Source organism: Selenomonas ruminantium AC2024, assembly GCF_000687995.1.
GTDB lineage: Bacteria > Bacillota > Negativicutes > Selenomonadales > Selenomonadaceae > Selenomonas_A > Selenomonas_A ruminantium_B.
Window position 1 is genome coordinate 1,179,725 of the sequence record NZ_JIAC01000001.1, and the last position, 13,999, is coordinate 1,193,723.

The 13,999-nt window shown below is 48.6% G+C and carries 15 protein-coding genes; 9 read left to right on the forward strand and 6 right to left on the reverse strand.

The genetic code is table 11. The features are described from left to right. Position 1: 1 nt before the first annotated feature. The 8 genes from P157_RS0105460 to hemL all read left to right on the forward strand — a co-directional run bounded on the left by P157_RS0105460 (position 2) and on the right by hemL (position 8,872). On the forward strand, positions 2–1,330 hold the full coding sequence (locus P157_RS0105460; protein ID WP_037368146.1) for a secretin N-terminal domain-containing protein: 1,329 nt from the start codon (positions 2–4) through the stop codon (positions 1,328–1,330). A 30-nt stretch (positions 1,331–1,360) separates the two neighbouring features. Next, positions 1,361–2,032 carry a response regulator gene (locus tag P157_RS0105465; RefSeq protein WP_026760110.1) on the forward strand — a complete coding sequence of 224 codons (672 nt, stop codon included), beginning with the start codon at positions 1,361–1,363 and terminating at the stop codon, positions 2,030–2,032. A gap of 142 nt (positions 2,033–2,174) precedes the next feature. Then, entirely contained in the window at positions 2,175–2,852 is a 678-nt protein-coding gene (locus tag P157_RS0105470; protein ID WP_230578444.1) for a precorrin-2 dehydrogenase/sirohydrochlorin ferrochelatase family protein, read from the forward strand. Next, positions 2,806–4,125 (forward strand): glutamyl-tRNA reductase, encoded by a 1,320-nt coding sequence (hemA, locus tag P157_RS0105475; RefSeq protein ID WP_026760112.1) that lies wholly within the window; start codon positions 2,806–2,808, stop codon positions 4,123–4,125. The genes P157_RS0105470 and hemA overlap by 47 nt, the downstream gene beginning before the upstream one ends. Continuing rightward, the gene (gene hemC / locus P157_RS0105480) at positions 4,085–5,026 is read left to right on the forward strand and encodes a hydroxymethylbilane synthase (RefSeq protein WP_026760113.1); all 942 of its coding nucleotides are present in this window, start codon (positions 4,085–4,087) and stop codon (positions 5,024–5,026) included. The genes hemA and hemC overlap by 41 nt, the downstream gene beginning before the upstream one ends. A 21-nt stretch (positions 5,027–5,047) precedes the next feature. Beyond that, positions 5,048–6,556: a uroporphyrinogen-III C-methyltransferase gene (cobA, locus tag P157_RS0105485; RefSeq protein WP_026760114.1), complete on the forward strand. Its 1,509-nt coding sequence runs from the start codon at positions 5,048–5,050 to the stop codon at positions 6,554–6,556. Between the two features lie 17 nt (positions 6,557–6,573). Further along, positions 6,574–7,560 (forward strand): porphobilinogen synthase, encoded by a 987-nt coding sequence (hemB, locus tag P157_RS0105490; protein ID WP_026760115.1) that lies wholly within the window; start codon positions 6,574–6,576, stop codon positions 7,558–7,560. Next, the gene (gene hemL / locus P157_RS0105495) at positions 7,553–8,872 is read left to right on the forward strand and encodes a glutamate-1-semialdehyde 2,1-aminomutase (RefSeq protein WP_026760116.1); all 1,320 of its coding nucleotides are present in this window, start codon (positions 7,553–7,555) and stop codon (positions 8,870–8,872) included. Before hemB ends, hemL begins: the two co-directional genes overlap by 8 nt. A gap of 232 nt (positions 8,873–9,104) precedes the next feature. Here hemL and P157_RS15465 read toward each other — a convergent pair whose 3' ends face one another. The 6 genes from P157_RS15465 to P157_RS0105525 all read right to left on the reverse strand — a co-directional run bounded on the left by P157_RS15465 (position 9,105) and on the right by P157_RS0105525 (position 12,105). Continuing rightward, positions 9,105–9,356 (reverse strand): hypothetical protein, encoded by a 252-nt coding sequence (locus P157_RS15465; protein WP_155266706.1) that lies wholly within the window; start codon positions 9,354–9,356, stop codon positions 9,105–9,107. A gap of 251 nt (positions 9,357–9,607) precedes the next feature. Further along, positions 9,608–10,441 carry a hypothetical protein gene (locus P157_RS0105505; RefSeq protein ID WP_026760118.1) on the reverse strand — a complete coding sequence of 278 codons (834 nt, stop codon included), beginning with the start codon at positions 10,439–10,441 and terminating at the stop codon, positions 9,608–9,610. A gap of 32 nt (positions 10,442–10,473) precedes the next feature. Beyond that, positions 10,474–11,013, reverse strand: a complete 540-nt coding sequence (locus P157_RS0105510) for a hypothetical protein (RefSeq protein ID WP_026760119.1) — start codon at positions 11,011–11,013, stop codon at positions 10,474–10,476. Positions 11,014–11,195: 182 nt separating this feature from the next. Continuing rightward, positions 11,196–11,426 (reverse strand): hypothetical protein, encoded by a 231-nt coding sequence (locus tag P157_RS0105515; RefSeq protein ID WP_026760120.1) that lies wholly within the window; start codon positions 11,424–11,426, stop codon positions 11,196–11,198. Positions 11,427–11,432: 6 nt separating this feature from the next. Then, entirely contained in the window at positions 11,433–11,639 is a 207-nt protein-coding gene (locus P157_RS0105520) for a hypothetical protein (RefSeq protein WP_026760121.1), read from the reverse strand. Between the two features lie 169 nt (positions 11,640–11,808). Further along, positions 11,809–12,105: a hypothetical protein gene (locus P157_RS0105525; RefSeq protein WP_026760122.1), complete on the reverse strand. Its 297-nt coding sequence runs from the start codon at positions 12,103–12,105 to the stop codon at positions 11,809–11,811. 331 nt (positions 12,106–12,436) lie between these two features. Between P157_RS0105525 and P157_RS0105530 the strand changes: the two genes are divergently transcribed. Next, positions 12,437–13,885: an ATP-binding protein gene (locus P157_RS0105530; RefSeq protein ID WP_026760123.1), complete on the forward strand. Its 1,449-nt coding sequence runs from the start codon at positions 12,437–12,439 to the stop codon at positions 13,883–13,885. Positions 13,886–13,999: the final 114 nt, after the last annotated feature.

A 13,999-nucleotide genomic window follows, 5' to 3' on the forward strand; every position in this document is an offset into this window, starting at 1 on the left:
TATGGGGGGAAAGAAGTTTTGCCTGTTTGGTTTGCTTTTGTTGTTGTGGCTGAATCCGATAAAGGTGCTGGCTTCTCCAGTGCATTTACAGGTGCAGAATGCGCCCACAGGGACGGTGCTCATGTCTGTGGCCCGGCTGGGTGGCTTCAATATTTTGCTGGCGGATAACATCGGAGGAACGGTGACCGTCAATGTGGAAGAAGAGCCGGCAAATATTTTGGAACTCATAGCGGCTTCCCAGGGACTGCTATTGGAAAAATATGGCAACATCTATGTACTGACCTCGCCGGACAAGAGCAATGCTCTGCGGCGGGTACACAGTTATCAGGCGAAGTATGCCCGGCCTGCTGATTTGGCGAAAGTTGCAAAATTATCTTTGGGAGAAGCAGGAAAAAAGTCCCAAATGACGAAAGATAATAACATAGCGGGTAACTCTGCAAAAGGGCAGTCTTCTGAAAAGGCAAGTGTGGCGGAAAATTCTTCTCGTGTGCTCGTGGATGAATCTGCCGGGAAGGTCGTTTTTTATGGCACCGACGCTGAAGCCCAGCGGTTGCAGGAGGCTCTGCAGCAGGTGGATATTCCCGCTAAACAGGTGAGCATTGAAGCCAAGGTAGTGGCCCTGTCTAAGAATGCGGCGAAGAATTTAGGTGTGGAATGGGAATGGTCAAAATTACCCAAATATCCTGAAGCCCGCAAGACTTACCGCCATGAAGGCCGGGAAAATGAACGGGTGGAGTACGAAATGCGCCGTTATTACAATGGCAAAAACGAGGACATTCCGGGAATCATCCAGTTCGGTCATGGCCCCGAGGGGCAGCCCTTTGAGTTTTATTTCAGTGCCAAGTTGAATGCCATGGTGACAGACGGCAAGGCCAAGATTCTGGCACGGCCTAATATCACCACCATTCAGGGGCATGAAGCGGTCATCAATATCGGTGGGGATGTGCCGGTGCCCACGCAGACGGTGACGGAAACATCCACAACCAATACGGTGACCTATCGGCAGGCTGGCATCATCCTGCGTTGTATTCCGCGGGTCAATGCCGAAGGGCAGATTACAGCGGAAGTGCATACGGAGGTCAGTACGCCGGAATTTGTGACGGATTTGAAGGCGTACCGTTTCCAGCGGCGCAGTGCCGATACCATGGTGCGGCTGCAGGATGGGGAAACTATGGTGATTGGCGGGCTGATTGGCAGTGAGGAATCCCATAGTTTAAGCAAGGTGCCATTTTTAGGCGATTTGCCCATCTTAGGGGCATTTTTCAAAAGTGTACGGCATAGCCATACGGAGTCGGAAGTCATGATTTTCCTGAAAGCGCATGTGCTATGAGGTTATAGATTAGATAAAGGAGAAACGAGTATGGCGATTAAAATTTTGATAGCAGACGACCATGCGCTTCTACGACAGGGAATAAAGCGAGTACTTAATTTTGAGGATGGCTTTGAGGTTATCGGTGAGGCTGAGGACGGGCAGGAAGCTGTGGCGCGGACACTCATGCTGCAGCCGGATGTACTGCTTTTGGATATCAATATGCCCGGGCTTAGCGGCTTGGAGGTAGTAAAACAGCTCAAGCAGGCAGATTGTGAAACGCGGGTTATTGCGCTGACGATTCACGATAGTGACAACTACGTTTTGGAAATGCTCAAAAACGGGGCATTGGGTTATCTCTTAAAAGATGTGGAACCGGCGGTACTCATCAAGGCGATTCATGTGGTCAACGGTGGTGATGCCTTTGTTTATCCGGAACTAGCGGAGCGGCTGTTTGGCAGTGCTACGGTGACGGATGATGTGGAGAGCAGGGCGAAGGAAATGCTCGATGAAAGCCGCGGCGAGCGCCTGACTTCGCGGGAGATGGACGTGCTTGAATGCGTAGCCAAGGGATTTTCCAATCAGGATATCGCCAAGGCGCTGGGGCTTAGCGAAAAGACCGTCAAGAACCATATGACCCGCGTCCTGCGTAAGCTGAAAGTGGAGGACAGGACGCAGGCCTTGGTCTATGTGCTCAAGAATAAAATCATATCTTTGGAATAAGTTCTTTTCTTGTAAAAAACTCCAAAAGCAGAAGTCTAAAATTTATGGATTTCTGCTTTTTTTTCATGTATGGATAAGGTATAATAGATTATAGTAGAAAGATGAATCCGATTCGTAATTGAGAGGTATTCACAAAAAACAAGTGGAAGGTGATTCGGTGCTTTATCCGCTGAATTTGGAACTGGCGGGCAAAAGCTGTGTGGTCGTGGGCGGCGGGCAGGTCGCCTATCGGAAAGTCCGGGGACTTTTAGCCGCGGAAGCGCAGGTGACTGTGATTGCGCCAATGGTGACGGATGATTTGCGGAAGTTGGCAGAGTCGGGACGTCTCGACTGGTTGGAACAGGCGTTTAAGGCCGGGCTGCTGAAAGAGCTGCGCCCGTTGTTGGTGTTTGTCACAGCGGATAATCCGGCGGCTAATGCAGCGGCTATTGCTGAGGCTAAAGAGATTGGCGCCTTGGTTAATGCGGCAACCGACCCGGAGCAGACGGATTTTTCCGTGCCTTCTAAGGTGCAGCGGGGCGATTTTTTGCTGACGGTTTCCACTGGCGGAGGCAGTCCTGCCTTTTCCCGGCTCTTGCGTGAGCGGCTGGAGCATGAATACCCGGATAGTTTCGGGCAGTTTTTGGAACGGCTAATGGTATTACGGGATGAAATCAAGGCCATGCCGGGCGGCAGCCGGGAACATGAACGGCTGTGGCGGCAGAGTCTTAACCAGGGGATTATTGATTTAGTGAGAGTGGGTCATTTAGACCAGGCGGAGGAAGAAGTAAGAAATGGAATTACTAATGCTGGGATTAAATCACAAGACAGCACCTGTTGATGTGCGGGAAAGGTTTTCCATCCCCAAGGCGGCGGTGAAAAACGGTCTTGCAAATCTGGGAACCTATGAGGGCATTTTGGAGGCGGTTGTCCTCTCCACCTGCAACCGCAGTGAAATGTATGCGGTGGTGGATGATGCAGAGCGGGATTTAGCCACCTTGAAACAGTTCCTCTTTGATTTGACGGGGAATGAGGAGGATATTGACGAATACCTTTATCACTACGCGGATGAAGCATGTATTGACCATCTATTCCGCGTGGCATCGAGCCTTGACTCGCTGGTACTTGGCGAAGGACAGATTCTTTCGCAGGTCAAGGAAGCCTATGCTATGGGACGGGAAGCCGGCACTACGAGCACGGTATTAAATACCCTTTTCCATCGGGCGATTGCCACGGGCAAGCGGGTGCGTACGGAAACCCGCATTCAGTTTAATTCCGTGTCGGTAAGTTATGCCGCTGTGGAATTGGCGCGTGAAGCACTGGGCGAACTGCATGAAGCCAGCGCCCTGATTTTCGGTGCCGGAAAGATGGCAGAACTTACGGCACAGCATTTAATCTCCCGCGGCGTAAAGAAAATCTATGTGGCCAACCGCCATATTGAGCGGGCACAGCTTTTGGCCGAGCAGTTTAATGGCGAAGCGGTTCCATTTAAGGAGGCCATGAAGCGGGCAGTGGATGTGGATGTAATCGTGACCTCCACGGGCGCGCCGCATTATGTGATTAAGCCTTGGGAAACCCGCCAGCTTATGAGCAAGCGAAAAGGCAGACCGTTATTCCTGATTGATATTGCCGTTCCGCGCGATGTTGACCCCGAAGTGGGCGATATCAAGGGCGTAACGCTCTACAATATCGACGCATTGGAAGAAGTGGTCGATGAACATATCGAGGAACGCCGTCAGGAAGCCAAACAGGCGGAAAAAATCGTGGCCGAAGAAGTGGCCTCCATTGAAGAAAAGTTCCAGTACCTCTCTTTCCGTCCGTTGATGGCGCTGCTTTCTGACCGCTGTGAGCGCATCCGCCAGCGGGAGGTAAAACGGGCCAGTTCCAAACTGCCGGAGCTTACGGAAGAGGAATGGCGGCAGGTGGAACATATGAGCCGCATGATTGTGCGCAAGATTCTGCGCATGCCCATGATGAAGCTCAATTCTGCCGCCGGCACGAAAAACGAGCAGTTCTATATCGACGCCATGCGGGCGCTATTCAAACTTGATACGATAGGAGAGACAGCAACCAGTGAAGAAAGACACAATCGTTATCGGTACGCGCAGCAGTAAGCTTGCTCTCTGGCAGGCAGAATACGTAAAAGGCCGTCTGGAAGAAGAATATCCCGGCCTTAAAGTCGAACTCAAATTAATGACCACCAAGGGGGATAAGATTCTCGATGCTCCCTTGGCCAAAATCGGTGGCAAGGGCCTTTTTACCAAAGAACTCGAAATGGATATGCTCTCGGGCGGCATTGACCTTGCGGTGCACAGCCTCAAGGATATGCCGACAGAGCTGCCCGAAGGTCTTACACTTGCCGCGATTACCAAACGCTTTGACCCCGGTGATGCCGTGGTCAGCCCCAAATTTAAGACATTTGCAGCGTTGCCTTGTGGCGCAAAAGTAGGTACATCGAGCCTGCGCCGCAAGGCACAGCTTTTGCATGCCCGCCCGGACCTCAACATCTGCGACCTGCGGGGCAATGTGAATACGCGGTTGGCCAAACTCGAAAGCGAGAACTTCGATGCCATCATTCTCGCCGTGGCCGGACTCAAACGCCTGGGCTTTGGCGAGCGTATCACAGAAGTTCTGCCCCGCGATATGGTACTGCCTGCTGTAGGGCAGGGGGCACTGGCCATTGAAACCCGTGAGGACGATGCGGAGATGCGCGAAATGCTCGCATTCCTCAATGACGAAGCCACGGTGCATTGTGCCAAGGCAGAACGTGCATTCTTAGGCAGGGTCGAGGGCGGCTGTCAGGTGCCGGTTGGTGTTTATGCCGTGCCTGCTGACAACGACGAAATACAGGTAGAAGCCGTAATCGCCTCTTTGGACGGCCAGCGCCTCTACCGCGATAAACTCAGCGGCAAGGCTAGTGAGGCGGAAAAACTGGGCGTAACGCTGGCCGAAAAACTCCTCGCCGCTGGCGGGCAGGAAATCCTGCAGGAACTCGGTTTGTTGCAGAATAAATAAGATAGAAAAGGGATGACATATATGGCAGGAATGGTTTATTTAGTAGGTGCAGGCCCCGGAGATTACCGGCTTATCAGCATGAAGGCAGTGGATTGCCTCAAAATGGCCGATGTTGTCGTCTATGACCGTCTGGCCGATGACCGCATCTTGCGCTGGGCGCCGGAAGATGCCGAATACATTTATGTGGGCAAGGCATCGAGCAACCATACCATGAAACAGGAAGACATCAACCAACTGTTGGTGGACAAGGCCAAAGAGGGCAAATGCGTCGTGCGTCTCAAAGGCGGCGACCCCTTTGTATTCGGTCGGGGCGGCGAAGAAGGGCTGCTCCTGCGCGAAAACAACCTGCCCTTTGAAATCGTGCCGGGCATCACTTCGGCGATTTCCGTGCCGGCCTATGCGGGCATTCCCGTAACCCATCGCGCGGTGGCAACTTCCTTTGCTGTGGTGACGGGCCATGAAGACCCGACTAAGGGCAAGAGCAATATGCGCTGGGAGCACCTTGCTACAGGCGTGGATACGCTTGTGTTCTTGATGGGCGTAGCCAATCTGCCGCATATCACGAGCAAATTAATCGAAAACGGCCGTAGTGCCGACACCCCGGCTGCTGTTATCCGCTGGGGCACCAAGCCGGAACAGCGCACGCTGATTACCACCGTGGGCAAGGCGGCAGAAGATGTGGCGAAAAACGGCATCAAGCCGCCCGCTATCTTTATCGTGGGCGAAGTCGTGAAACTGCGGGACAGCCTGCAGTGGTTCGATAACCTTTCCCAGCGTCCGTTGTTTGGCAAGCGGATTCTCGTAACACGGGCACGCAACCAGGCATCCAAGCTGACGGCAAAATTGGAAAACCTCGGCGCGGAAGTTCTCGAAGCTCCGGCAATTTCCATGGTCGACCCCGCCGATAATTATGCGGCTCTCGATAAGGCCATTGACCATGTGGCGGATTATCACTGGTTGATTTTCACGAGCGCTAATGGTGTAGGCCGTTTCTTTGCCCGCCTGTTCAAAGCAGGCAAGGATGCGCGCGCTTTAGGCTATGCCAAGATTGCCGCCATCGGTTCGGCAACGGCAGAGAAACTCAAACAGTACGGCCTTGTGGCCGACGTTATCCCGCAGGAATACCGCGCCGAAGGCGTGGTAGAAGCGCTGAAGGGTAAACTGCCACCGCATGCCAAAATCCTAATTCCGCGTGCCGAAGAAGCGCGGGAAGTCCTGCCGGATACCTTGCGTGAGATGGGCGCAGAAGTCGAAGTCGCTCCTGCTTATCGTACGGTCTGCGGTCAGGTGGACGGCGAGGCTTTGGCCGCAGACATCAAAGCTGGCCGCATTGACCTGGTGACCTTCACCAGTTCGTCCACAGTTAAAAATCTCGTCAACATTATCGGCTCGGCAGAGGTGCTGAAGGGCGTAAAGACCGCCTGCATCGGCCCCGTTACGGCGGACACCGCCAAATCCTTAGGCATTGAGCCGGATATTATTGCCAAAGAGTATACCATTGATGGTCTGGTAGAGGCCATCTGCAAATAACTAGGAGATGTTGTATTATGTATGAACAGAAACTCCGTCCGCGCCGTATGCGCATCAGCCCCGCTATGCGGGCAATGGTTCGTGAAACCAGCCTGTCGGTGAAGGACTTTGTCTATCCGCTGTTTGTCGTGCCGGGCGAAAACGTCCGCGAGGAAATTCCCTCCATGCCGGGCTGCTATCATCTGTCCGTGGATGAAGCGGTCAAGACGGCGAAAAAATGCTGGGAACTGGGCATTCCTTCCGTGGAAGTATTCGGCATTCCCGAATACAAGGATGCTGACGGCTCCAGTGCCTGGGATATGACGAGTCCTGTACAGCGCGCCATCAAGGCGATTAAGGCAGAAGTGCCCGAACTTATGATTGTCGGCGACGTCTGCATGTGCGAGTATACCGACCACGGTCACTGCGGCCATCTCGAAGGCCATTATGTGGACAACGACAAAACCTTGAAGCTCCTGCAGAAAGTTGCTGTTTCACAGGCACAGTGCGGTGTGGACATCATCGCACCGTCCGATATGATGGACGGTCGTGTGGCGGCTATCCGCGAAGCTTTGGACGAAAACGGCTTCCAGAATGTCTCGATTATGAGCTATGCGGTTAAATACGCTTCGGGTTACTATGGCCCCTTCCGTGACGCTGCCGACAGCGCGCCGGCTTTCGGTGACCGCCGTCAGTATCAGATGGACCCGGCCAATGCCCATGAAGCCATCAAGGAAGTTGACCTCGATATTGCCGAAGGCGCTGACATCATCATGGTAAAACCGGCGCTGGCTTATCTCGATATCGTGCGTCAGGTGCGTGACCATATCCATCATCCGGTGGCTGTTTATAACGTCAGCGGCGAATATGCCATGGTCAAGGCTGCCGCCAAGAACGGTTGGATTGATGAAAAGCGCATCGTTATGGAAACCCTGCTTTCCATGAAACGCGCCGGTGCTGATATCATCATCACCTATCATGCTATGGATGTGGCTCGCTGGCTGAAGGAGGATGCAAATGCTTAATCTGGAAAAATCCGCTGCTGCTTTTGCTGAAGCAAAAGAACTCATGCCCGGCGGCGTCAACAGCCCCGTGCGTTCCTATAAGAGCGTGGACTGCAACCCGCCGTTTATCGACCATGCTTTAGGCGATAAGATTTACGATATCGACGGCAATGAATACATCGACTATGTTGGCTCCTGGGGGCCGATGGTCGTGGGCCATGCCCATCCAAAAGTCGTCAAAGCCTTGCAGGAAGCCGCCACCCGCGGCACGAGCTATGGCGCGCCAACCTGCATTGAGTCGGAACTTGCAAAGCTCGTAATGGAAGTTTATCCGTCCATCGAAACCATTCGCATGGTCAACTCCGGCACCGAAGCAACCATGAGCGCTCTGCGTCTGGCACGCGGCTATACGGGCAGGGAAAAGATTGTCAAATTTATCGGCTGCTATCACGGTCATAGCGACAGCCTGCTCGTCAATGCCGGTTCCGGCATGGCGACCTTCGGCGTGCCGAGTTCGCCGGGCGTGACGAAAGGCACGGCACAGGATACGATTTCCGTACCCTACAATGATGAAGAAGCCATTACGAAAGTGATGGAAGAAGTCGGTGACGAAGTGGCCGCCGTTATCGTGGAGCCGGTAGCCGGCAATATGGGCCTTGTTTTGCCGAAACAGGGCTACCTTAAAAAACTCCGTGACATTACGGAAAAACACGGCGCCCTGCTGATTTTTGACGAGGTTATGTGCGGTTTCCGTGCCTCCTTGGGCGGCGCACAGGCAGCTTACGGCATCACGCCGGATTTGACCTGCCTGGGCAAAATCATCGGCGGTGGCCTGCCCGTAGCAGCCTACGGCGGCCGCAAGGACATCATGGCAAAGGTTTCGCCGTCCGGCCCAGTCTATCAGGCCGGTACGCTCTCCGGCAATCCGTTGGCCATGACCGCAGGTCTTGCCACGCTGCAGATTATCACCGCTGAACCGGAATACGGCAAAGCCGATTACAGCCGTGAACTGACCTTAAAGACGAAGAAACTGCTCCTCGGCTGGCAGGAAAAAGCCAAAGCCGCAGGTGTTGCCATTCAGGCCCATCAGGCAGGCTCCATGTTCGGCATCTTCTTCAGCGAAAAGGATGTGCTGAACTACGAAGATTCCTGCAACGCCGACCAGGAAAAATTCAAGGTCTGGTTCAAGACCATGCTCGAACAGGGCATCTACCTTGCTCCGTCCCAGTTTGAAACTCTCTTTATGAGCGGCGCGCATACGGACGAGGATATTGATAGAACCATTGCGGCGGCAGAAAAAGCATTTGCAGCTGTGGCGGCTATGGGAAAATAAAATAACGATAATTATAGGGCGCTGTGATGAAATGCGAAAGCATTTTATCCACAGCGCCTTTTTATTGCGTGATTTTATATCTTATACCATTGTACTCTAAAAAAGGGCGCAATGCCCCTTTCCCCATAGAGCAGCTTATTATCTGTTTATGCGGCTAATTTTACTCGATTGATTTTATTATGGTACTTATAAAGATTATGCCCTATAGAAACCAGAAAAATCTCTAGTCTTACTAGTTCCATTTCTCCATGCCTTTTTGCTCACAGTAAATGTAGTTGTTGTATGAACCATAGCCTGCATTGGCAACGGGGTATTTCGGATAGAATCCATAAATCTTATGAAACTGCTCGATTAAAGGAACGAAACAGTTCATGTCGGAACGGTAGTGATTAACATCTGCCACCGCAATGTATTCGTCTGCCACGCCAAACTGAACATTGTAGGCAGGGAGCAGCTGGTCGTTGCGCATATAATCTTTTTTCATCCGCATAAAGGTGGCGGATGTGTCCGTTTTGGAATAGCTGTTTCTGCCATCCTCGCAGGTGTCCAGTTTCTCAACATATTCGCTCAGCTTGTTTTTATATTCCTGAAGGCGCTCAAAATGACGTTGCTGAGGCGTCTTATGATGGCCTCGCCCGTGAACAAAGTTGTTTTGGAAACGCAAATTTAAAAGAGACTGGAAAGTTCCAGTCTCTTCTTTTTTTACAAATAAATTTAACTCATAAAATGATAGAATTACTTAATTCTGTTCGCCACTGCCATACTGCATACTTCTTTTATAATATTACCCTCTGTATTATTCGGTAATTCTTCCCAGTATTGAGTTGGCAATAACGCTCCACCATTACTCAAATAACCTTCAACATCCAATACTCTTACCCATCTTCCATTCATTGTATTTGCGAATCCATATCCTTGAATTCTTATAAATTTATTGTATCCATTATCATATAAGTGTCCATCTTTTATGTAATATAAAATCAATGGTGTAATTATGATTCTTGTTGATGATGAATTTTGTAACATGTCTGAAAGCGATATTTTGACTATAGCCATATTGTTTTCAAAGTCCATCTTATCTTTTATGTTGTCATCAACTCTTGGCACATACCAAATATACTTATTTTTATTACATACGAATCCATCAAACATTTTTGAAATTGTTATTCTCCCATTAGTCACTTCCTCAATTCTTTTTAGAAAGTCATAGTAGGCATTAATGTGAACCGGGGTAACGGTCACTTTCTGTCCGCCAATTTCAAAAAATCTGTTTACTTCATTCTTCTTTACGATGGATATAATTTTACTACCTTCTATTTCTCCATTTGGTGACACATCATAACACAGCATTGCAAGTTCCGTTTGAAAATTTGAATTCTCTTTAACAACGATGGACGATAAATCTATTATATTATATCGTCCGCTCGAACCGCTAGAGAGTGGCTTTAATATAAAGTTCTTATTCCCATGCCAATAACTACTTCCATCAATATCCACTAAACCTCTTTCTGCAGATACTGATGATATATTTATTAAGAAGCATAATATGAACATCATTACCTTTAGCATAATACCACCTCACTTTTAAGCAGTTACGCATTTTAATTGTCATATCTTGCTACTGTAAATTTAATTTTTCCAGTTCCTGCTATATCTACATTATAATGTGCCAAACACTGAAACTTACATTTTGCAACCTCATCAACTAACATAACTTCACCCACACCATATGTTTTATTTATATTATCCATTCCTAGTTGATTTATCAGACTATTTATTGTTTTAGATGCTTGCAACATATCTGAGCAGCCCACCCCCATTAAAATAAATACAGGTACTTCTACACAATCATAAATGTTGGAACCACTGAATGTTATACTCGCTTTGCTAAACCACTTATCAAATATAATATTATTAACTTTATTCCCAATAAATAAGCAATAATTTAATTCCCCATATTCATCTTTTATTGCGTATAATTGATTTGACACTATCTTCTTACTACTATGCAGTTTATTTGCAGCTTGATTATAATTATTCACAAAACTATCTACATCAATTTTTGCTTCCACGTTACATATTGGAACAAAAAAAAGCAATAACATGACAATTATTGTCATGTTGACTTTTATCATCTTCATCTTTCTTCCTCCTCGTAAACAAATTTGAAGTTACTGTGTCACCATATCGATTGTTACTTGTAATTCGACATATAAAAGAAAAAACCTCTAAGGGTTACACAACAATATCCCATTTTTACAACAATTTTTTCCTATAGCCCCAAACATCCCGTTAAGCACGATTATCCTCATTTCTCTCCTTTTTATGCTCTACGGTAGCCTGGGAACTGAAGCATCTCAGCAACCGCCTTATTAATTTCATCGATAGAGTCCATGGCATCTTGCATATCTCTCTGAATGCCATCCATCTTTTTCTCCTGCTCGGAACGTACCCTGCGCATTTCACGGATATGTTTTTCTCTTTCCAGTTTGCTCTCTATGGAAGATACTGCATCAATAGGATTGAGCCTGAAATACTCTAAGAAAAGCGACACTGCCTCTTATTCGCTGGCAGTCTTTGGAGTCTCCAGTTCTTTAGGTGTGGGCTCCTCCTGCTTCATAACGACAGGCTGCGCTCCTTCTGGTTCGCCCCAACGACTATTCTGACTTCTCTCTATTAGCCCTTCAGTCAGATACTTATTGACCCTGGCGTTTTCTTCTTCGTCAAGCACAAACACCCTGGGACGCTTCTCCGTAGTCCTGCACATCTTTATAATCCTGGCGGCGATCTGTATCTCTTTCTAGTCCTTATCTGTGGCTCTGATGCTATGTGTTTTTTGTAAATCTCTTGCTTTCTTTTTGGGCCGGCCAGCACCTGCTCGTCTGCCTCCGCGCCGCTGTGTGTCAAGGCTCATAGTGTCATACCCCCTTTTTTATTTATGCACTTACAAGCTGTGCATCCACGATGATACCCTTGCTGCTGCGGATGAACTCATAAGTCAATCCCTGCGTAATCTTGATGCCCTTCTTGTCCTTGAACTCATAGACACTCTTGGCAACACCCGTGAGCACCTTGGGCAGCGACGTAAACGAGAAGGACAGCACAGAAATCTCGCCGGCAATGGCATCGTATTTCTTTGCCGCAGATTCCTTGAAATCCACATCAGATAACTTTGCCCTCCATTGGTCAAGCATCCGTTTTGCCTTGTTGCGCCCCTTGTCATCCGTGGACATATCATACACTGCCCTTGGTAATATTCGATACGTTCCTCGCAATGAGCCTTGCGTACCAGAATTTCCTTGGTGGATTGCAGATTGGCAAGCATCCAGCCCCGGTCTTTCCCCAGATAATCCAATGCACCGGCCTTAATAAGCGATTCCGTGATGTCTTTGTTATTGGGGATGTGTTATTTCACAGTCCCTTTTTATGAATGGAAAAATATAAAATTGACAAATATAAATATAAAATGTAAAATGTGAAATATAAAGAGAAAGTGTAAATAATAAGCTAAAATATAAAGAGAAACATAAAGAGTAAAGATGAAATATAAAGAGGAAATGTAAAATGACAAGAGAAGAACTGCAAGAAATGGTGAAGTCTGTTCAAAAATTGCGTTATGAATCGCAATCTTTGGAACTGAAAGCTGCCCATATGGGGTGTCCCAAGCGGTTATATGATACATTGTCGAGTTTTTCCAATCAGGATGGAGGAGGCACCATTCTTTTTGGCATAGATGAAAGCAAGGGATATGAACCGGTAGGTGTATATGATGCGCAGGATATACAAAAGCAAATCAATGCGCAATGTTTGCAGATGGAACCGGTGGTTCGTCCGGTGCTGACCGTAGCGGAGCTGGATGGTAAATCTTTTGTGGCGGCGGAGATACCGGCTTTGGATATTGCGGAGCGTCCCTGCTATTATCGTGGTATGGGGCGGATAAAGGGTTCCTATGTGCGGGTAGGGGATAGTGATGAACCTATGACGGAGTATGAAATATACAGTTATGAAGCCTTCCGCCGGAAGTATCAGGATGAGGTGCGAGCAGCTAATCGTATGTCGTTAAACTCACTGGACAAGAATAAGCTGGCTGATTATATTCATCGTCTGCGTTTGGGCAAGCCGAATCTCTCACAATTAACGGACGAACAAATTCAGGATTTAATGAGCATTACTTTGGGGGATAAGATTACCTTATGTGCGGCCCTGCTGTTTGGCCTTTACCCACAGGCTTATTATCCGCAGCTTTGCGTAATCGCGACTGTGGTTCCCGGTTTGCGTATCAGCGACCTGGGAGCGGAAGGTGAACGCTTTTTGGATAATGAGCGTATTGAGGGAGATATTCCGCAGATTTTGGAACGCTCTTTGCAATTTGTGCGCCGTAATATCAAAAGCAAGACGATTATCAATGAGGAAACTGGTAAGCGCGAGGATAAAACAGAATATCCCATGACGGCAGTTCGCGAAGCTATCCTCAATGCCTTGGTTCATCGGGATTACAGTATTCACACAGAAGGTATGCCAATCCAAATTCAGCTCTTTGCCGACCGGATGGAGATAAGAAGTCCCGGCGGTATATACGGCCGTATAACCGTTGACCAGTTGGGCAAGGTACAGCCGGATACCCGTAATCCGGTGCTGGCTTCGGCGTTGGAAACCTTGCAGATAACAGAAAACCGCTATTCGGGAATTCCTATTATGGAGAAAGAACTGTCAAGATTTGGTTTGCCGCCAGCAAGGCTGGAAGATAAACGCGGTACTTTTGTGGTGACTTTCTATAGGAAAGCACGTGATGAAGTACAAGAGAAAAACGTAGAGGATATGCGCCAGCTGGAATTATTGAACTTCTGCAGCGAACCACGCAGCCGGGCAGAAATTGCAAAATTCTTAGGCGTAAAGACTGTAGGTTACGTTATGCAGCACTATGTAAAGCCGATGCTGGAGGCGGGACTGCTATCCATGACCATACCGGAACAGCCGCAAAGCCATAAGCAAAAATATCAGCGGAATATCTGAAAATAAAAAGTTGAAGGGAAAATAAGATAATCTGGCATAAAACAAGCCCATCGGCAATAAATACTGATGGGCTTGATTTATGAATGTAGGTAAAAGAATATAAACAAAATAGTT

What these genes read in the sequence shown, in the direction of transcription:
- P157_RS0105460 (WP_037368146.1), top strand. Translation starts at nt 2, where the DNA reads ATGGGGGGAAAGAAGTTTTGCCTGTTTGGTTTGCTTTTGTTGTTGTGG.
- P157_RS0105465 (WP_026760110.1), top strand. Translation starts at nt 1,361, where the DNA reads ATGGCGATTAAAATTTTGATAGCAGACGACCATGCGCTTCTACGACAG.
- hemA (WP_026760112.1), top strand. Translation starts at nt 2,806, where the DNA reads ATGGAATTACTAATGCTGGGATTAAATCACAAGACAGCACCTGTTGAT.
- cobA (WP_026760114.1), top strand. Translation starts at nt 5,048, where the DNA reads ATGGCAGGAATGGTTTATTTAGTAGGTGCAGGCCCCGGAGATTACCGG.
- hemB (WP_026760115.1), top strand. Translation starts at nt 6,574, where the DNA reads ATGTATGAACAGAAACTCCGTCCGCGCCGTATGCGCATCAGCCCCGCT.
- hemL (WP_026760116.1), top strand. Translation starts at nt 7,553, where the DNA reads ATGCTTAATCTGGAAAAATCCGCTGCTGCTTTTGCTGAAGCAAAAGAA.
- P157_RS15465 (WP_155266706.1), bottom strand. Translation starts at nt 9,356, where the DNA reads ATGAAAAAAGATTATATGCGCAACGACCAGCTGCTCCCTGCCTACAAT.
- P157_RS0105505 (WP_026760118.1), bottom strand. Translation starts at nt 10,441, where the DNA reads ATGCTAAAGGTAATGATGTTCATATTATGCTTCTTAATAAATATATCA.
- P157_RS0105510 (WP_026760119.1), bottom strand. Translation starts at nt 11,013, where the DNA reads ATGAAGATGATAAAAGTCAACATGACAATAATTGTCATGTTATTGCTT.
- P157_RS0105520 (WP_026760121.1), bottom strand. Translation starts at nt 11,639, where the DNA reads ATGTGCAGGACTACGGAGAAGCGTCCCAGGGTGTTTGTGCTTGACGAA.
- P157_RS0105525 (WP_026760122.1), bottom strand. Translation starts at nt 12,105, where the DNA reads ATGTCCACGGATGACAAGGGGCGCAACAAGGCAAAACGGATGCTTGAC.
- P157_RS0105530 (WP_026760123.1), top strand. Translation starts at nt 12,437, where the DNA reads ATGACAAGAGAAGAACTGCAAGAAATGGTGAAGTCTGTTCAAAAATTG.